The sequence below is a fragment of the Microbacterium sp. GbtcB4 genome (assembly GCF_019091465.1).
In the GTDB taxonomy this organism is placed as follows: Bacteria; Actinomycetota; Actinomycetes; order Actinomycetales; family Microbacteriaceae; genus Microbacterium; species Microbacterium paraoxydans.
The window spans coordinates 202,763-221,638 of record NZ_JAGXJJ010000001.1; the positions used below are offsets into that span (position 1 = coordinate 202,763).

The 18,876-nt window shown below is 70.7% G+C and carries 15 protein-coding genes; 6 read left to right on the top strand and 9 right to left on the bottom strand.

What is annotated here, in order from left to right; all coding sequences use genetic code 11:
- Positions 1–75 precede the first annotated feature (75 nt).
- The gene (locus KVS71_RS00900; protein WP_144881502.1) at positions 76–1,659 is read left to right on the top strand and encodes an SDR family oxidoreductase; all 1,584 of its coding nucleotides are present in this window, start codon (positions 76–78) and stop codon (positions 1,657–1,659) included.
- A gap of 18 nt (positions 1,660–1,677) precedes the next feature.
- On the opposite strand, the gene KVS71_RS00905 is transcribed toward KVS71_RS00900, so the two are convergent.
- The 8 genes from KVS71_RS00905 to KVS71_RS00940 form a co-directional block, all read right to left on the bottom strand.
- Complete coding sequence (locus KVS71_RS00905) at positions 1,678–3,633, bottom strand: BCCT family transporter (protein ID WP_060921949.1); 1,956 nt, start codon at positions 3,631–3,633, stop codon at positions 1,678–1,680.
- Between the two features lie 137 nt (positions 3,634–3,770).
- On the bottom strand, positions 3,771–5,486 hold the full coding sequence (locus KVS71_RS00910; protein WP_217582906.1) for an AarF/UbiB family protein: 1,716 nt from the start codon (positions 5,484–5,486) through the stop codon (positions 3,771–3,773).
- Positions 5,487–5,531: 45 nt separating this feature from the next.
- Positions 5,532–6,146, bottom strand: coding sequence for a PadR family transcriptional regulator (locus KVS71_RS00915; RefSeq protein ID WP_217582907.1), 615 nt, complete (start codon positions 6,144–6,146; stop codon positions 5,532–5,534).
- Positions 6,147–6,217: 71 nt separating this feature from the next.
- Positions 6,218–7,129 (bottom strand): ROK family protein, encoded by a 912-nt coding sequence (locus KVS71_RS00920; RefSeq protein WP_217582908.1) that lies wholly within the window; start codon positions 7,127–7,129, stop codon positions 6,218–6,220.
- Positions 7,126–7,809, bottom strand: a complete 684-nt coding sequence (locus KVS71_RS00925; protein WP_060921951.1) for an N-acetylmannosamine-6-phosphate 2-epimerase — start codon at positions 7,807–7,809, stop codon at positions 7,126–7,128. The genes KVS71_RS00920 and KVS71_RS00925 overlap by 4 nt, the downstream gene beginning before the upstream one ends.
- A complete protein-coding gene (locus KVS71_RS00930; protein WP_025104068.1) occupies positions 7,806–8,672 on the bottom strand; it encodes a carbohydrate ABC transporter permease in 867 nt (288 codons plus the stop codon). The genes KVS71_RS00925 and KVS71_RS00930 overlap by 4 nt, the downstream gene beginning before the upstream one ends.
- Positions 8,659–9,627: a carbohydrate ABC transporter permease gene (locus tag KVS71_RS00935; RefSeq protein ID WP_082750030.1), complete on the bottom strand. Its 969-nt coding sequence runs from the start codon at positions 9,625–9,627 to the stop codon at positions 8,659–8,661. The genes KVS71_RS00930 and KVS71_RS00935 overlap by 14 nt, the downstream gene beginning before the upstream one ends.
- Positions 9,628–9,637: 10 nt before the next feature.
- Positions 9,638–10,927, bottom strand: coding sequence for an ABC transporter substrate-binding protein (locus KVS71_RS00940; protein WP_060921952.1), 1,290 nt, complete (start codon positions 10,925–10,927; stop codon positions 9,638–9,640).
- Between the two features lie 128 nt (positions 10,928–11,055).
- Between KVS71_RS00940 and KVS71_RS00945 the strand changes: the two genes are divergently transcribed.
- The 3 genes from KVS71_RS00945 (at position 11,056) to KVS71_RS00955 (ending at position 15,044) form a co-directional block, all read left to right on the top strand.
- Positions 11,056–11,772 (top strand): GntR family transcriptional regulator, encoded by a 717-nt coding sequence (locus KVS71_RS00945; protein WP_126893708.1) that lies wholly within the window; start codon positions 11,056–11,058, stop codon positions 11,770–11,772.
- Positions 11,773–11,812: 40 nt separating this feature from the next.
- Positions 11,813–13,315 carry a DUF4127 family protein gene (locus tag KVS71_RS00950; protein ID WP_167627846.1) on the top strand — a complete coding sequence of 501 codons (1,503 nt, stop codon included), beginning with the start codon at positions 11,813–11,815 and terminating at the stop codon, positions 13,313–13,315.
- A 127-nt stretch (positions 13,316–13,442) separates the two neighbouring features.
- Positions 13,443–15,044, top strand: coding sequence for a glycosyltransferase family A protein (locus KVS71_RS00955; RefSeq protein ID WP_186326341.1), 1,602 nt, complete (start codon positions 13,443–13,445; stop codon positions 15,042–15,044).
- Positions 15,045–15,129: 85 nt separating this feature from the next.
- Here the strand turns inward: KVS71_RS00955 and KVS71_RS00960 are convergent, their stop codons facing one another.
- Positions 15,130–16,473, bottom strand: coding sequence for an HNH endonuclease signature motif containing protein (locus KVS71_RS00960; RefSeq protein WP_254635339.1), 1,344 nt, complete (start codon positions 16,471–16,473; stop codon positions 15,130–15,132).
- A gap of 267 nt (positions 16,474–16,740) precedes the next feature.
- Here KVS71_RS00960 and KVS71_RS00965 point away from each other — a divergent pair, with 267 nt between their 5' ends.
- Both KVS71_RS00965 and KVS71_RS00970 read left to right on the top strand, forming a co-directional pair.
- On the top strand, positions 16,741–17,820 hold the full coding sequence (locus tag KVS71_RS00965; protein WP_217582912.1) for an extracellular solute-binding protein: 1,080 nt from the start codon (positions 16,741–16,743) through the stop codon (positions 17,818–17,820).
- Positions 17,821–17,855: 35 nt separating this feature from the next.
- Positions 17,856–18,875: an ABC transporter ATP-binding protein gene (locus tag KVS71_RS00970; RefSeq protein ID WP_217582914.1), complete on the top strand. Its 1,020-nt coding sequence runs from the start codon at positions 17,856–17,858 to the stop codon at positions 18,873–18,875.
- Position 18,876 lies beyond the last annotated feature (1 nt).

Below are 18,876 nucleotides of genomic sequence, written 5' to 3' on the forward strand. Positions count from 1 at the left end.
GACGTCACCCGGAGGCGCCGATGCTGCGGGCGCAAGCCCGTACCGCATGTCGGCCCCGGGATCTACCCTCGGAGCATGAGCGAGCTCACCCAGCCCACCGGTCGCGAGGACGCCCTGCGGGCGGTCCCCCGCGACGACGGCTCCGCACCCCGCGCCCTCGTGCTCGGTGCCACCGGCTACATCGGCGGCCGCCTGACCCCGCGCCTGCTGAACGCCGGCTACCGGGTCCGGGTCCTCGCGCGGGACGCCGCCCGCGCCGCCTCCTTCGGCTGGGGCGAGGAGTGCGAGATCTTCGAGGGGTCCGCCGACGACGAGCACGCCGTCGCCTCCGCGATGGACGACGTCGACGTCGTGTACTACCTCATCCACTCCATGTCGGCCGGGAAGGGCTTCGAGGAGAGCGACGAGCGCGCCGCGACCACCGTCGCCACGGCCGCCGCCCGGGCCGGGGTGCGGCGGATCGTCTACCTCGGCGGCCTGCACCCGGACGACGTGAAGCTCTCCCCGCACCTCCGCTCCCGGGTCCACGTCGGCGAGATCTTCCTGGAGTCCGGGGTGCCCACGCTCGTCCTGCAGGCGGGCGTGGTGATCGGCTCCGGTTCGGCGTCCTTCGAGATGATCCGGCACCTCACCGACGTGCTGCCGTACATGCCGGCGCCGAAGTGGGTGCGCAACCGCATCCAGCCCATCGCCGTACGCGACGTGCTGCACTACCTGCTCGGGGCGGCACGGGTCGACGATCAGGTGAACCGCGCGGTCGACATCGGCGGACCGGATGTGCTGCGCTACGGCCAGATGATGAACGGGTACGCGGTGGAGGCCGGGCTGCGGCAGCGCGCCATCGCGGCCCTTCCGGTGCTGACCCCGGAACTCGCCTCGCACTGGGTGAACCTCGTCACGCCGGTGCCGCGCTCCATCGCCCGGCCGCTCGTCGCGTCGCTGCAGAACGAGTGCATCATGAAGGACCACGCCGTCGACGCACTCATCCCGCGCCCCGAGGGCGGGCTCACGCCGTATCGCCGGTCCGTGGCGCTGGCCCTCGGCCGGGTGGACGCGGACGCCGTGGAGACGAGCTGGCAGGACGCCGAGGTGACCGGAGCCCCGAGCGACCCGCTGCCGAGCGACCCGGACTGGGCCGGACGCACCGTCTTCACGGACAAGCGCTCCGTCGCGACCCGCGCGTCCGTCGCGGAGCTGTGGCGCGTCATCCTCGGGATCGGCGGAGAGAACGGGTGGTACTCGTCGCCGCTGCTCTGGGCGGTCCGGGGACTCATGGACCGCGTGGTGGGCGGTGTGGGGCTCCGCCGCGGACGCCGCAGCCGCACCGCCGCCCGAGTCGGGGATGCGATCGACTTCTGGCGCGTCGAGGCGGTCGAGCAGACCGAGGAGGGGCATCTGCTGCGCCTCCGCGCCGAGATGAAGGTGCCGGGCGAGGCGTGGCTCGAACTGCGCGCGGTGCCCGACGGCGACGGCGCCCGCTACGAGCAGCGCGCCGTGTTCTTCCCCCGCGGGCTCCTCGGCCGGCTGTACTGGCTCGCCGTGCTGCCCTTCCACGGGCTCATCTTCTCCGGCATGGCCGCACGGATCACCGCGGCTGCCGAGACAGGCGACCACGCCGGTTCAGGCGTCCTGCGTGAGGACGTGCCTGACCCGGCGTGAGCGCCTGAGCTCCCGCGTTCAGTCCTTGTCGGCAGGGGCGTCCATCGCCGCATCGACGGCGGCGTCCACCTCGGCCGGCGGGATGATGTCGATCGCCTCGGTCGCGGCCTCGTACACCTCGGCGAGGGTGTCGTCGACGGTGTCCTCGTCGATCCAGGCGAGGTCGTCCTCCGAGTGGTCGTACTCGACGGGCACGAGGGCGAAGTCGTCGCCGTACTCCTCGAGCCCGGCCATGACGCTGTGGCGGACGGCGGCCCGGGCATACCGGTCGCGCAGGATCAGGGGATCCCGCCGCAGATCCTTCATGAACGCGATCATCATGAACGCCATGATGATCGCGAACGGCAGCGCCGCGATGATCGTCGCGTTCTGCAGGGACTGCAGGCCGCTCCCCTCGGCGCCGCTGACGAGCAGCACCGCCGCGATCACCCCGACGAGCACACCCCAGACGACGGCGACCCAGCGCGACGGCTCCGGGCGGCCCTGCTGGGACAGCGTGCCCATGACGAGCGAGGCGGAGTCGGCGCCCGTGATGAAGAAGATCGCGATGAGGATGATCAGGATGATGCTGGTGACGAGCGGGAACGGCAGGTTCTCCAGCACCCCGAACAGCACCTCCTCCGGCGGGTCGACGACGAGACCCGCGCCGTCCATCTGCTGCTGGATGGCCGTGGTGCCGAAGATCGCGAACCATACGAGCGAGATCGCGGACGGCACCACGATGACGACCGACACGAACTGACGGAGCGTGCGGCCGCGCGAGATCTTCGCGATGAACATCCCGACGAAGGGCGACCACGAGATCCACCATGCCCAGTAGAAGATCGTCCAGCTCGACAGGAAGGCCTGCGCGGCTTCACCCTGCGAGGCGGAGCGGCCGATCATGGTGGGCAGGTCGCCGAGGAACTGGACCGCGACCGACGGGATGACGTTGAGGATCAGCAGCGTCGGGCCGACGAAGAACACGAAGAACGCCAGCAGGATGGCGACCACGGCGTTGATGTTCGACAGCGCGCGGATGCCCTTGGAGACACCGGAGACGGCGGACGCGATGAAGCAGGCCGTGAGCACCGCGATGACCGCGATGAGGATGCCGTTGCCGAGGGGTCCGGCTCCGCTGACGATCTCGACCCCGTGCCCGATCTGCAGCGCACCGAGCCCCAGCGAGGCGGCCGTGCCGAACAGCGTCACGATGATGGAGAAGATGTCGATCGTGCGGCCGACCGGGCCCGTGGTGCGGTTCTCGCCCAGCAGTGGGGCGAAGATCGAGGAGATCAGCGGCGTGCGGCCGCGGCGGTAGGCGCCGTACGCGATGGCTCCACCGACGAGTGCGTAGAACGCCCAGGCCTGCGGACCCCAGTGGTACAGCACCTGGGTCTGCGCAGTGTGCATGGCCTCGAGGGTGTTCGCCTCGACGGTGCCTGGCGGCGGGTTCTCGAAGAACGTCAGCGGCTCGGCGGCGCCCCAGAACACCAGGCCGATGCCCATGCCCGCCGCGAAGAGCATGGAGATCCACGAGAACATCGAGAACTCGGGCTCCTCGTCGTCGCGGCCGAGCGGGATGCGCCCGTACTTGCTGAAGCCGACGAACAGCATGAACACGAGGATGATCGTGGCGATGGTCGTGAAGAAGAAGCCGAAGTACTCCACGACCCAGGCGAGGACCGTGCTCGTGGTGCCGGCGAGGTTGTCCCCCGCGAACACGCCCCACGCGATGAAGGCGAGGGCGAACGCGGCGGCGACGCCGAAGACGAGCGGGTCGGTGCGGTAGGTGCGCCCCGTCTCCTCGACCGAGACACCGGGCACGAGCGCCGGGTGCACGCTGCGCGGCGGGACCGTCGTGATGTCACGGACGATCTTGCGCGCGGTCTCGGAGGCCTTCGCGGCTTGGCGGTGCGTCCCGGTCACGACGGCGTCAGTGCGCGGACGGGTCGATCCTGCGGAGCGTTCGGTGGGCTTCTCAGGCGTGTCCATGAGAGACCATCTTTCCACCTGCGGGGCCTCAGGCGGACGCGGGAGATCAGGCGCTCCTGGTTGGGAGCGCCTGATTCCGCGCGTTCGCCTGTTCTGGCGGGGCCGTCGGGCGGGGTTCAGGCGGGGTTCGGCGGGAGTCAGCGGGGGCGGCGGCGGCCCAGGAAGAGGGCGCCGAGGAGCGGCAGCACCGAGACCCACAGCAGGGTGATACCCAATGGCGGGAGCGGACCGACGAGCAGCGCCCCGCCGACGAGCATCGCGGCGAACAGCACGCCGGAGGCGATCCGCCGTGCGATGCCCTCCAGCCGGTCGAGGCGGCGCTCCAGACGCGAGGTGTCGAAGGAGACGTTGCCGTCGTCGACGCGGGTGATGATGTCGTCGATGCGCTTCGGGAGCCGCCAGGTCGTGGCCGCGTTCGCCATGGCCTGCTCCGCCATGTCCTGCATGAGGTTTCCGGACTCGTCGCGGAGGAGCCGCGCGGCGTACGGCTCGGCCGCGTCCCACACGTTGAATGCCGGGTTCAGGCCGCTGCACATGCCGGACGTGAGGGACACGGCCCGGATGAGGAGCAGCATGTCCTCGGGGAGCTGCAGCGGAAGCCGCCGCACCATGTCGCCGAACTCCTCGGCGAAGTCGGTGAACTCCCGCGGGTCCACCCGGCTCAGCTCCGCGAACCCCATGCCGCCGAAGCGCGCGAAGAGGGCGGTCAGCGCCCGCTCCAGCTCTCCCGTGTCGGCCGTGGGGAGCAGCACGCCGATCTCCTTCGCCGCACGGACGAGGCCGCGACTGTCCCGCGCGGTCACCGCGATGAGGAGGGTCCGCAGCCCCTGCCGGAGGTTGTCGGAGACCTCCGCCATCATGCCGAAGTCGATGAACGTGAGCCGGAAGCCGCCCTGGGCCCCTGAGCCCTCTTGGGTCCCTGAGCCCGTCGAAGGGACGGGCGTGACGAAGATGTTGCCGGGGTGCGGGTCGGCGTGCACGAACCGGTGCGTGAAGACCTGGTCGAACATGACCTCAGCGAAGGCATCGGCGACCGCGGAGGGGTCGATGCCCGCCGCCCGGAGCGCCGCGGTGTCGTTGATCTTGATCGCGGTCACGTCGGACAGCGTCAGGACCCGGCGGGTCGTGCGCTCCCAGACGATCTCGGGGGCGGCGACGCGGGGGTCGTCGGCGAAGTTCCCACGGAACCGCTCGGCGCTGCGGGCTTCGTGGAGGTAGTCGATCTCCTCGAGGCTCGTGACGGCGAACTCCTCCACGAGGGCGGGGGCGTCCACGCGGTCGGCGACGATCCGGACCCGGGTCAGCCACCGCGCGACCCGGCGGAGGGCGGCGAGGTCGACGGCGACGATCTCGTCGATGCCCGGGCGCTGCACCTTGACCACGACCTCGTCGAGCCCGGTGTCCTCCGCATCGAGCGCCGACAGCCGCGCCCGGTGCACCTGGCCGAGGGACGCGGCCGCGACCGGGGTGTCGTCGAACCAGGTGTACACCCGCTCGAGCGGCATGCCCAGCTCGGCCTCCGCGAGCGCCCGGATCTGCGGGGTGGGCACGGCAGGAACCTCGTCCTGCAGCCCCTCCAGCTCGGCCGTGATCTCGGGCGGGAGCACATCGAGGCGCGAGGACATGAACTGCCCGACCTTGATCATGAGCCCACCGAGTTCGACCGCGAGCGTGTGGAACCGCCGCGCGAACCGCTGCATGCGGCGGGCGCGCGTGCGCTCCGCGACGGACGACAGCCCGAACCGCGGAAGCACGAGCTCGAACCACCAGATCTTCAGGAACTCACGGCTCGCGAACGACAGGATGCGGCGGTACCGGGCTCGGTGAGGACCCTGTGCCGCCGCTGCCGTCATCGCGTCATCCTTCCGCCGTTCCGCGCCGGACGCCGCACGACGCGGTCAGTCCTGGGCGAGGATCGTGTACAGCCTACGGCGGGCCTCGTCGAGCACCTCGATGGCCTGCTGCACCTGTTCCGGGGAGCCGCTGCGCCCGACCTGCGCGGCCGCGGCGGCGAGGTCGACTCCGGCCTTGGGCAGAGCGCTGTACCGGGCGTCACGGCTGCGGTCCTTGTCGGAGGACGGCACCCACGGCGGGGTCTCCGTGCTCTCCGCGGCGACGGCCCGGCCGGCCTCGGTGAGGGCGTAGGTCTTGCGGCCGTTCTGCTCCTCGGCCTCGATCAGGCCCTCGTCGGCGAGGAGCTGAAGCGTCGGGTAGACGGAGCCGGCACTGGGCTTCCAGGTGCCGCCGCTGCGCTCGGCGATCTCGTTGATGATCTGGTAGCCGTGCATCGGTCGCTCGGTGAGGAGCGAGAGCACGGCGGCGCGCACGTCCCCGCGGGCCATGCGGGACCCGCCGGAGGGACGCGACTCGAACGACTTGCGGAGCTGGTCCATCGCTTCGAACAGTGCTCCGGCCGGACCCTGCGAGCCCCCGAAGAGGTTGCCGAGGCCGCCGGCGAAGTCGCCGCCGTTGCCGTTGCCGCCGAACGGGGTGGAGGGGAATGCGTTGTTCATGATGACCTCCCAGTCGTGAACGATACTCAACGATATATCGTTAACGCTGAACGTGGGGTGGGAATCCGGACTCAGACCGGTGCCAGCACCGCAGCCCCGGTGACGGTCGCATCGACCCCGAGCTCCGCGGATCGCACCCGGGCCGTCGACGGGCCCGGCATCGCCGCCTCGCGGTAGGCGCGGGCGACCCCGGCGAGATACCGCTCCCCGATGGCCGCCACGCCGCCGCCGACGGCGACGACCTCCACGTCCAGGAGCGCCTGCGCCCCGGCCAGCGCGCGTCCGAGGAACGCCGCCCCCTCCGCGATCACCTCTTCGGCGACCGGCTCCCCGGCACGAGCGGCCGCGTCCACCTCCCGCAGCGTGCGCGCCGTGCCGGTGCGCTCGAGGTACGTCTGCTCCAACGCCGGACCGGAGGCCACGGCCTCGACGTGCCCGACCCCTCCGCAGCCGCATCGACGACCGGCCAGTCCTGGCGGGAGGGCGAGCTCGGTGTGCCCGACCGATCCCGCCGTGCCGGTCACACCCGCGCGGAGACCGTCCGGGAGGACGACGGCTCCCCCGATGCCGGTGCCGACCGTGACCATCAGCAGACCACGCGCTCCCCGACCCGCCCCTGCCGTGGCCTCCGCGACCGCCGCCGCGTGCACGTCGTTGACGACGACCACCGGGGCATCGAGGGCTCGGATGAGCGTCGCACGCAGCGGGAAGCCCGCCCAGCCGCTGATCGCATCGGTGGCGGAGGTGATGCCGCCGTCCTGATCCACCACGCCCGCAGTGCCCACGCCGACCGCCGCGAGCTGCTTCCCGCCGCGGATCACATCGATCGCATCGACGACCGCCCGCACGATGGCCTCGCCACCCTCCCGAGCCGGCGTCGGCAGGGTGTGCACGGCGGTGGCGCGACGGCGCGCCCCGCCCGGCTCCGCACGGAACCCGGCGACGGCGATCTTCGTCCCGCCGATGTCGACCCCGACGATCACACGCGCTCCCGGGCGGCCGGCGTCGCGGCGACGAACCGACGCGTGAGGGCGATCGGATCGGTGATCGCTCCGCCGACGACGACTGCAAAGGCCCCGGCGTCAAAGGCCGCGCGCACCTGCGCAGGGGTCTGGTAGCGACCCTCGGCGATGGTCGGGATCCCCGCGGCGACGAGCGCGGCCACAAGGTCGAGGTCAGGGTCGTCCTGACGCGGCGAGTGCGGGGTGTAGCCGGACAGCGTCGTGCCGACGACCGCCGCCCCCGCCGCCCAGGCCCGCTCGCCCTCCGCGACCGTCGACACGTCGGCCATCACCGGTCGCCCCGTCGCCGCGGCGATCTCCCCGATGAGCCGGAAGTCCGTGCCGAACTGCTCCGTCGTGGCGTCCACCGCGATGATGTCGGCCCCGGCCTCCGCCAGCCCCGCGGCGAGCGCGCGTTCCGGGGTGATGACGTTGCGGACGCCGTTCCAGACCTTGTGGAGCCCGATGATCGGCGCATCGGTCACCGGTCGCACCCGACGGATGTCCTCCGGCCCGTTGAGCCGCAAGCCGCTCGCACCGCCGAGCAGCGCCGACTCGGCGAGCGCGCCGATGACGTGGGTGTCTCTCGCGGGGGCTCCCGCGGAGGCCTGGACCGAGGCGACGAGCCGGCCGCGGAGGAGGGCGAGGGATTCATGGGTCACTTGAGGGCTCCTGCACTGGCACCGCCGATGAAGAACTTCTGGCCGAGGAGGAAGATCGCCACGGCCGGGAGGGTGAACATCACGCACGCGGCCATGAGCGGCCCCCAGGCCACGTCGTTCTCCCCGAAGAAGGCGTACAGACCGATGGACAGCGTGTACGTCGACTGGTCGTTGAGGTAGATGAGGGGATTGAGGAAGTCGGTCCACGCCCAGACGAACTGGAAGATCGCGGCGGTCACGATGGCCGGGCGCGCCAGCGGGAGCACGATCGTCGCGTAAGTGCGGAACTCGGAGGCACCGTCCAGGCGGGCGGCCTCGATGAGCTCGTCCGGCACCGCGAGGAGGAACTGCCGGATCATGAAGATGAAGAACGGCGTGCCCAGGAACGCGGGGACGATGAGCGGGAGGTAGGTGTTCGTCGCCTCCAGCCCGTTCCACACGAGGAACAGCGGGATCAGCGTGACCTGCGGCGGCAGCATCATCGTGGCGAGCACGAGGATCAGGAGCGGTCGGGCGCCGCGCCACTTCACCTTCGCCAGCGCGTAGGCGACGAGGGGGCAGGAGATGACCGTGCCGAGGATGCTCATGCCCGAGACGAAGAGCGTGTTGGCGAGGTAGCGCCACACCGGGATCTGCGCGAACGCCTCGGCGAAGTTGGCCGTCGTCCACTCGGCGGGCAGCAGGGTGGGCGGGGAGGAGAAGACGTCGCCTGGTGTCTTGAACGCGGTCGACAGCATCACCAGCAGCGGGAACAGGAACAGCAGCGCGAGCAGCGTCACCGCGATCTGCTGCCGGACGCGGCGGAGCGTGCGCCGGGTGCGGCGGGGCCGGCGCACCGGTGCGGAGATGTCAGCGTGCACCATCGTGGACCCACTTCCTCGAGGTCGCGAGCACGATGAGGCTCACGGCGAGCGTGATGATGAACAGAGTCCACGCCATGGCGGAGGCGTAGCCCATCTTCAGGAACACGAAGGCGTTCTGGTACAGGTACATCGCGTAGGAGAGCATCGACTGCCCCGGCCCCGAGCCCGCCTGGTTGAGGCGCTCCTGCGACAGGATGTAGGGCTGCGTGAAGATCTGCAGGAACCCGATGATGCTCACGATCACCTGGAACAGGGTGACCGGGGAGACCGTGGGCCAGGTGACGTTCGTGAAGCGGCGCCACGCCCCCGCGCCGTCGAGCTCGGCCGCCTCGTACAGCTCCTTCGGCACCTCCTGCAGGGCGGCGAGGTAGATGATCATGGTGCCGCCGACGGTCCACAACGACATGAGGATGATGGCGGGCTTTGTCCACTCCGGCTGCTGCAGCCAGGCCGGCCCCTCGATGCCGAACCACGACAGGAAGTAGTTGATGAAGCCGTATTGGGCGTTCAGCAGCCAGCGCCACAGGTAGCCGCCGACGACGACCGGCACGATCGACGGGAGATACACGAGCGCGCGATAGAGCGGCTGGCCCCGCACGGGCGTGTTCAGCAGGTGCGCGCCGGCGAGCGCGATGCCGATCGCGAGCGGCACGCCGAAGACGGTGAGCACGGCTGTGTTGGCGAGCGACTTCCAGAAGACCCCGTCGGCGAACATCTGGGTGTAGTTGTCCAGCCCCACCCACTCCGGCGCCTGGAACAGGTTGAAGTCGGTGAAGCTGTAGTACGCCGACGCTGCGATCGGATAGGCGAAAAGGAACAGGAAGCCGACGATGAACGGCGACGCGAAAGCCAGGCCGATCAGCGTGGTCCGGCGGCTGCGGCGCCGCCGGACGGGAGCGCCGGGTCCGGCAGGAGCGTTCTCCTGCCGGACCCGGGGTGCTGTTGCCGTGGTCACGAGAACCGACTCACTTCGAGGCGTAGGAGGCCATGCGCTCCTCGACGGTCGCGATCGCCTCCTCCGGGGTGGCGGTCAGTCGCACGACCTCGTCGAACGCGGTCGCGAGGTCGGTCGCATACTCGGCGCTGTACGGACGGCTCGCCAGGGACTTCGCGTTCGGGGAGGACGCGGCCTCCGCCCAGACGCCGAAGTCCTGCAGCTCGTCGAACGCGGCGCTGCCCGCGAGGGAGGAGCGGCCGGGGAGGTTGCCGAGGGCGACGGCGAACTTCTCCATGGGCTCGTCGCTCACGAGGTAGGCGAGGAAGGTGGCCGCCTCCTCCTTGTGCTTCGAGTTCGCGGGGATGAAGAGGGTGCTCGCGGTGACCTGCGTGCTGTTCTCCAGGTCGGGCGAGGCGGCGGGGATCGCGGTCACGCCCCACTCGAACTCGGGGGCGATCTTGGCGGCGCTGGCCGACCGCCACTCGCCGTCGATGATCATGGCGACCTGGCCGCTGAAGAACGGGTCCTGCGCGGAGAGGTACTCGCCCTGTCCGGACACGAACGTAGCCATGGCGTCGGCACCGACCGGCTCGATCACGTTGTCCTGATACCACTGCAGGGCCTCGATGTTCCCGTCTTCCGCGGGGGTCGGGCCGTCTTCGCCGTCCCAGCTCCCGCCGAACGCGTAGCCGAGGGTCGTGAGGGTGGTGCTGTCGTTCGCCGAGCCGAGTCCGAGCTGCGTGATCTTGCCCGACGCGTCCTTCTTGGTGAGCTTCGGGATGGCGGCGGCGAGCTCGTCCATCGTGGTCGGCGGGGTGACCCCGGCCTCCTCCAGAAGCTGCGGGTTGTAGAGGAGCTGGAAGCTGTGGATGGCGATCGGCAGCGAGTAGATCTTGCCGTCGTAGGTCATCTGCTCCATGGCGCTGGGGACGAAGTCGTCGACATCGATGTCCTCGGCGGCGATCGCCTCGTCGAGCGGTGCGAGGATGCCCTTCGAAGCCCAGGCGCCGACGGTGTTGCCGAAGTTGTCGGAGATGTCGAAGGAGCCGTTCGACGACGACATCGACGTGAGCTGCTTCTGGGTGTCGGGGCTGGAGACGCCCTTGACGACGATGTCGTCCTGACTGGCGTTGAAGTCGGCGATGATCGCCTCCAGCGCCTTCGCCTCCTCCCCTCCCCACAGGTACGAGAACGTGATCTCGGTGGGGCCGTCCGCATCACCGCCGCCGCCGGCGCAGCCGCTCAGGGCGACGATCGTCGCCGTGCCTACCGCCCCGGCGACCAGGACGCGTCGGCGCATGTTGTGCTTCACGTGCATGGGGATTCTCCGCTCATCGTTGACCGTGCAAAGGATTGGAATAGACCAATTAGGAACCGCTGAGAGGAGACATTGACACAATCCCGGGTGATCGTCAAGATTGGGTTAGTCCAAACGAGGGGGGAACCATGGCGGCGATCGAGGGCCTTACGAAGCACGAACGCGTGCGGCGGCATCTGGAGAAGGTCATCGACCAGGGGCTCGCACCCCACGAGAAGCTGCCGACGGAGCGCGAACTCGCGGAGTCGCTCGAGGTGAACCGGCAGACGGTGCGTCGCGCCCTCGACGAGCTCGAACGGGACGGCCTCGTGTACCGGCTGCAGGGAGCGGGCACCTTCGTGAGCGCCTCGCGGATCAGCAAGGCGTTCGAGCTGACCTCGTTCTCGGAGGACATGCTCGCCCGCAACATGCGACCCGGCTCCCTCTCCGTCGACGTGGGCACCGCGGCGGCCGGGCAGACCGCGGGGTACGCCTTGAACCTCAGCCCGCAGTCGCCGGTCGTCCGGATCCGCCGGGTGCGGACCGCCGACGACATCCCGATCTGCCTGGAGGTGTGCTCGATCGCGGCCGACGCGGTGCCGGGCCTGGAGGACGGCATCGAGGGCGACTCGCTCTACGACGACCTGCGCACCCGTTTCGGCATCACCGCCGTGCGCGCCGACCAGGAGATCCACGCGGTCGTCCTCGACGAGGAGCAGGCGGCCGCGCTGCAGACGCCGCCGTTCTCCCCCGCCTTCCTCGTGAAGCGCACGACCTACGACGCCCGCAGCCGCCCGATCGAGTACGCCGAGTCGGTGTACCGCGGCGACCGCTACTCGTATCTCGTCTCCATCGCCCGCCCCTGATCCCCGATCTGCGACCCTCTTCACCGACGAAAGGCTCCTCGTGTCCGACCCGATCCTCCGCCCCCGCATCGCGCTGCTGCCCCTCGACGACCGCCCGGTGAACGTGAAGCTCCCGGGAGACGTCGCGGCCGTCGCCGGGGTGACCCTCGACGTCCCGCCCGCCGCGATCCTCCCCTCCTACCGGACCGCGGGCGATGCCGACGGGTTGGGCGCCTGGCTGCGCCAGCGTGCCGCAGACCCGGCGACCGTGCACCTCGTGGTGTCGGTGGACATGCTGCTCTACGGGGGACTCATCGCGAGCCGCACGAGTCACGACACCACCCGCGACGTGCTGGCGCGCCTGGACGTGCTGCGCGAGGTGCGGCGGATGCGGCCCGACCTGCCGATCTCGGCGGTGTCGCTGGTGACCCGGGCGAGCAACTCCTACTCCGCGGCCGAGGAGCCGACCTACTGGACGGAGCACGGCAAGGAGATCCACGCGCTCGGCGGCGACGCGCACCGGCTGCTCGGCGAGACCGAGGTGCTGCCGCTCGACGAACTGACCCCGGTGCCGGCCGATGTGGTCTCCGACTACTCGTCTCGGCGGCTGCGCAACCACATCATGAACCTCTCCACGCTCGGCCTCGTGGAGGACGAGACCCTCGACTTCCTGGCGATCACCGCCGACGACACCGCTCCGTTCGCGGCGGGCAGCGCGGAGCAGGTCTGGCTCCGGCACTGGATGCGGATGCTGCCGTCGGGCCGGCGCGTGCTGATGTACCCGGGGGCCGACGAGGTCGGGGCCGCGCTCGTCGCCCGGGCCCTCGCGGCGAACGCCGGGGTGACCGCCTCGTTCTCGGTGGTCTGCGCGGACGCCGCCGGCATGGAGCGCATCCCGCCCTACGAGAACATGTCGCTCGCGGCGTCGGCGAGCCGGCAGATCCGCGCAGCCGGCGCCGAGGAGGTCGCCGCAGGAGGCGATGTCACCCTCGTGCTGCACGCCCCGGACCCCGACCGGCACGACATGTTCCGCGGGCGGCCGGAGGTCGTCGACGCCGAGGCCGTCGCGGGGACGGTCGCACTCGTGCGGGAGCGTCTGGACGCCGGGCAGCACGTGGCCCTGGCCGACGTGCGCTACCCGAACGGCGCGGACGAGGCGCTCGTACGCGCGCTGGCCGAGGCCGGACTGCTCGGGCGCCTGGAGGCCTTCGGCGGGTGGAACACCGCCGGGAACACGCTCGGCAGTGTCGTCGCAGTGGCCGCCGCCGCAGTGGTGGGCAGGGCCGCCGGCTCCTTCGACGAGCGCGCCGCGCGGATCGCCCTGCTCACGCGGCTGCTCGACGATTTCGCCTACCAGGCCGTGGTGCGCACCGATGCGGGCCCGTCGCTCTTCCCCGACATCTACCCGATGACCGAGGATTCGCAGGTCGCGACGGCCGAGCGCGTCATCCGTGCGGAGCTGACGGCCCTCCTGGAGTCGATGCTGCCCGCCGATGACGTGCGAATCGTGGAGCTGACCCTCCCCTGGCGGCGCTCGTTCGAGATCGGTCTCACCCTGCACTGATCCTCCGCGGCGTCGGCATACACCCGAGACCGCCGCGAGCCTGGCGCGCTCCACAGGAAGGGATGGTTGGCTGGAACCTCCGGCGGGGGAGATTCGGGCCGGCCATGATCACAGGGGGATGACGTCCATGAGCAGTGCGACCGGGGACGAGGCGGCCGGGGGCCGCGTGCGGGTGAGCGTGGTGGTACCGGTGTTCCGGCCGAAGGCGTCGTTCGACGACCTCATCGCGTCTCTCGACGCCCAGACGCTGGATCGGGAGGCGTTCGAGGTCCTGCTCTGCGACGACGGCTCCGGGGAGGAGACGGCCGCGCGGCTCGAGAGCATCGCGAAGGGTCGCCCCCACGTGCGCGTGCTTTCGCTGCCGCACTCCGGGTGGCCGGGCACTCCGCGCAACCGCGGCGTCGAAGAGGCCAGGGGCACGTACGTGCAGTTCGTCGATCAGGACGACTGGCTCTACCCGCGCGCACTGGAGCGGCTGTGCGATTACGCGGACGAGAACGGCTCCGATGTCGTGGTCGGCAAGGAGGTGGGCATCGGACGCAAGCTGCCCGCCAAGATCTTCCAGCGCGACATCCCGAACGCCGTGCTCGGGGAAGACCCGATCCTGGAGATGCTGACGCCGCACAAGATGTTCCGGACGGCGTTCCTGCGGGAGAACGGCATCCGCTTCCCTGACGGGAAGGTGCGACTCGAGGACCATCTCTTCGTGATGCAGGCGTACTTCGCCGCCGACACGATCTCGGTCCTCGCGAGCGAGCCCTGCTACGCGTGGGTGAAGGAGCCGGGGAGCGCGAGCTCGTCCCGGATCGAACCGGAGTCGTACTTCCCGCATCTGGAGACCGTGCTCGACGTGGTCGAGGCGAACACCGAACCGGGGAAGGTGCGGGATCGACTGCTGCGGCACTGGTTCCGCGGCAAGATCCTCAACCGGATCGCCGGGCGGCGGATGGTGAAGTACCCGGCGGAGTATCGCGACCGTCTCCTGGACGTGGTGGTGCCGCTCGCGCAGCGTCGTTTCGGACCCGGCGTGGACGCGGGGCTGTCGTTCCCGCAGCGCATCCGGGCCGCTCTGCTGCGCGCCGATCGCCGCGACGACCTGCTCGCCTTCGCTGCCTTCGAGGCGGACACGACCTGCACCGCCACCGTGACGGCGGCGCGCTGGTCCCGCGGCGGGTTGCAGCTCACCGTGCGCGTCCGTCTGCTCCGGGACGGCGAGGAAGCGTTCGTGTTCGAGACCGTCGGTTCCGCCGACCGACTGGTGTCCCTGCCGCTGTCGACGACCGAGGATCTCCCCTCCGGGCTTCTCAACGCCCGCAAGGAACGTCGCGCGGACCGGGTCGACCTGGTCGCGCGCGATACGCCGACGCCCGGCCGACCCGCGGAGTCGACGGCCGGCTCGGAGCGCAAGATCGGCGGCCGGCGCCCGAAGCGCCTCGACGCGGTGCCGATCGCCCTGGACCCGATGAAGGTGTTCCGTGAGGACGGCGCTCGCGAAGCCGACCTCACCGTCGCCGTGCGCTACGCCGGCTGGATGTTCACCGCTCCGCTGACAGCGGCTCCCGACGTGACGGCACACCTCGGCAGGTCGCCGCTTCTCGCGGGCCGTCGGGTCGAACTCGTGCGTAACGAGGACGGCAGCCTCCGGCTGCGCCGTGAGTGGCCGGGCGGCGCCTGGCGCGACGCCCTCGCGCGTGCCGCCCGCCGCGTCCGCTCCCGACTTCGCCGCTGACAGCGCGATCCGGCATTCAGGCGCGCCGGCCACCAGGAGCCCGTGCGCGCCATCGCGACACCGTGCGCGAACAGCCGCTATCCACTCAGGCCGCGACATCGAAGCGTGCCCGTCCGCCCAGCCGCGGCGTGCGCTCCGGGTCGACCCACCGCGGCGGAAGGAACCACGGCCGGCCGCTCACACCGGCGCCCTCGATGACGATCTCCCACCCGTTGTCGTGGATGCGGTGGTGACAGGTCTCGCAGAGCAGGATCCCGTTCGAGAGATCGGTCGGACCTCGGTCGCGCTGCCACCAGCGGAGGTGATGAGCCTTCGTCATCCCCGGCGGGAGCCCGCACATGGCGCACCCGCCATCCCGCTCGGCGAGCGCCAGGCGTTGGGCTCGTGTGAAGAGGCGCTTCTCGCGACCCCAGTCGAGCACTTCGCTCGCCCCGCCGAGGACGCAGGGGATGACGCCGCCGCTGGCAGCCATCCGCCGCGCGGCGCCGATGTCGATCACCTGGTCGAGGCCGTCGATCGTCGCCGACCCGGCTCCCGCCTGCAGATCGTCCAGCGATACCCGGACGATCACCGTCGCCCCCGCGAGCGGCACCCGATCACCCTCGCACCCGAGCACGTGCCCGCAGAAGAGGGCCAGCGCATCGGCCTGGATCATCGCGACCGAGCGCCGGTCGGCGTCCGGCGCACCGGCGTCCGGGGCGTCGAGGCGGGCGGCGAACACGGCGGACACGTGCCCGCGGATCGCAGTGACGACCGGTGCCGCGGTCTCGGCATCGAGCTGCGCGTGCAGGTGCACCATGCCGTCACGTTCGAAGATGCGCAGTCCGCGCCGAGCGCGCTGCTCCTCCGCCCGCGGCGCCACGCCGTCGGGGTCGAGCCACGCTTCGGCGCGGAGGACGAGCTTGCGCACCGCATCGAGCTCGAGACCTTCGGCTGCACCGATCAGCACACGCTCCGCCTCGGCGATGCGCTCCGCCCCGGCGGCCACACGGCAGCGATCCAGCAGCGCGACGAGGAGACCAGCCGCCGGCGCCCCGAGCGCACCCGACGCGAGCGCTTCCCGGAGGAGCGGGTACCGCGCGGGCAGCGGCGCACCGAGCAGATCGCTCCGCGGGGCCGTCGCCTCTCCCACCTTCACCAGACGCTGTGCCTCCCCCGTCGAGATACCCGTCACCGCGGCGATGAGCTTCGCCGCCGTCCGGTAGCCGCGTTGCTTCGCCAGGCTGTCGGCGCCGAGCTCGGCGCGCGACTCCCGGGCGATGCCGGCGGCCACGTCGACGTGCAGTGCATCGAGCCGGCGCTGCAGGAGTCCGATCGCGTCGGCGACGTCGACGAGTTGCGCGCGGGAGAGCTCCGGGGCATCGCCCGCAGACCCCCACGCCTCGTCGAGGCGATCCATCGCCTCGCGCAACCCGGAGATTTTCGACATGCTTCATTTTATCTCCGCGAGGCGCGAGTTTCGAAGAAATGTTCGAGTCAGTACCGGCATTCCGCGCCCTCCGACAGGACACCCCACACCCCGGTCCGGGACCCATCCCCCACCCGTTCACCTCATCGCATCCTCGCCTTCACGCCGCGCGCCTATCTTGAGTGCGGACGCGCGACCGCGCTCACGAAACCAGACAATCTTTGTGCCTTCACCACAAGAACCGGTAGTGTCGCATCGACACACCTCGAAGGCGAGAAAGGGACGAACATGGCCGACAGGCAGCAGAGGCGCTGGGCGCTCATCGGATTGACGGCCGCGGCGGCGATCGCGCTCACCGGATGCATGGCGGGCGGCGACGGAGACGCGGACGGCGGCGGCAGCGACAGCGGCTCCGGGGACACCCTCATCGTCTACACGAACTCGAACAGCGACGGCCGCGGTGAGTGGATCACCGAGAAGGCGGCCGACGCGGGCATCGACATCGAGATCGTGGGCCTTGGCGGCGCCGACCTGACGAACCGCATCATCGCGGAGAAGAACAACCCCGTCGGCGACGTGGTCTTCGGCCTGAACAACATGTTCTTCGAGCAGCTCAAGACGGAAGAGGCCATCACGGCCTACGAGCCGAGCTGGAGCGGCGAGGTGCCCGCGGACGCCGGCGACCCGAAGGACGGCGCGTTCTGGCCGCTCGTGGAGCAGGCGATCGTCACGGTCTACGACGAGAACCGCATCAGCGACGCGCCCACCGACCCCGACGACCTGTACACCGACGAGGAGTACGCCGGCCGCTACGAGGTCAACCCCGCGCTCGGCCAGGCCACCCCGCAGCTCGTGCTCGCCAGCATGCTCACCCGTCACCTCGACGAGGACGGCGACCTCGGCGTGAGCGACGAGGGCTGGGACCTGGTGAAGTCGTACTACGCCAACGGCTCCCCCGCCGTGGAGGGCACCGACCTCTACGCCCGCATCACCCGCGACGAGGTGGACTACGGCGTGCTGCCGTCGAGCGGCATCTCCGCCCGCGACGAGGAGTACGGCACCAGCACCGGCATGATCGTGCCCGAGTACGGCGTCCCCTACGTGACCGAGCAGATCGCGCAGATCAACGGCACGGACAACGAGGACAAGGCGCAGGAGTTCATCGACTGGTTCGGCAGCGCCGAGGTGCAGGGCGAGTTCGCCGCGGAGTTCAACGCCATGCCGGTGAACGAGGGCGCGGTCGAGAAGGCCAACCCCGAGGTCGTCGAGCTCATGGGCACGCTCGACCGTCAGGACATCGACTTCGGCTTCGTGAGCGAGAACCTCGGCGCCTGGGTCGAGAAGGTCACGCTCGAGTACATCGGCTGACCCGCGCAGTCCCGCACCGGCAGAGAGAGAAGACGATGATCCGTTTCGACGACGTCGAGGTCGTGTTCGGCGACCACCGTGCGGTCTCGCACCTCGATCTGGAGATCCAGGAGGGTGAGTTCTTCACCCTCCTGGGTCCGTCCGGATGCGGCAAGACCACCGCCCTGCGCACGCTCGCGGGGTTCATCGAGCCCACCGGCGGCCGCATCCACATCGCGGGTCGCGACGTGACCCGCGTGCCGAGCGAGAAGCGCGGCGTGGGCATGGTGTTCCAGAACTACGCGCTGTTCCCGAGCATGAACGTGCGGGAGAACATCGCGTTCGGCCTCTCGGTGCAGAAGGTGTCGAAGGCCGAGCAGCGGCGGCGCGTGGACGAGGTCGCCGACCGCACCGGGCTCGCCGCGTCGCAGCTCGAGAAGAACGTGGCGGAGCTGTCCGGTGGCCAGCAGCAGCGCGTCGCCATCGCCCGGGCGCTCGCGCTCACCCCCAGCATCCTGCTGCTCGACGAGCCGTTGTCGAACCTCGACGCCAAGCTCCGCGTGCAGCTGCGCGAACAGCTCAAGGAGCTGCAGCACGAGGTCGGCGTGACCACCGTGTACGTCACCCACGATCAGGAGGAGGCGCTCACCCTCAGCGACCGCATCGCCGTGCTCGACGCCGGGACGCTGCAGCAGGTGGGCACCCCGGAGGAGATCTACGACCGCAGCGCGACGCCCTTCGTCTGCCGGTTCATCGGCGAGAACAACCGCCTCAGCCCCGCGCAGCTCGTCGCGATCGGCGCGGGCCTCGACGCCACGGCCGAGAGCTACGTGCGGCCGGAGAAGCTGCACCTGGCGTCCCCGTCCGAGGCCACCGCCGGCAGCACGGCGTCGCTCGACGGCACCGTCGCGGAGCGCACGTACCACGGCAGCCACAGCGTCTACGCGGTCTCCGCTGCCGATGCGACGCTCCGGGTGAGCGTGCCGGCCGCGGCGAGCGCGCGCCGGTGGGACGTCGGCGATGCCGTGCGCATCGACGTCGACCCGCGGTGGATCCTGCAGTACCCGGCGGCGTGAC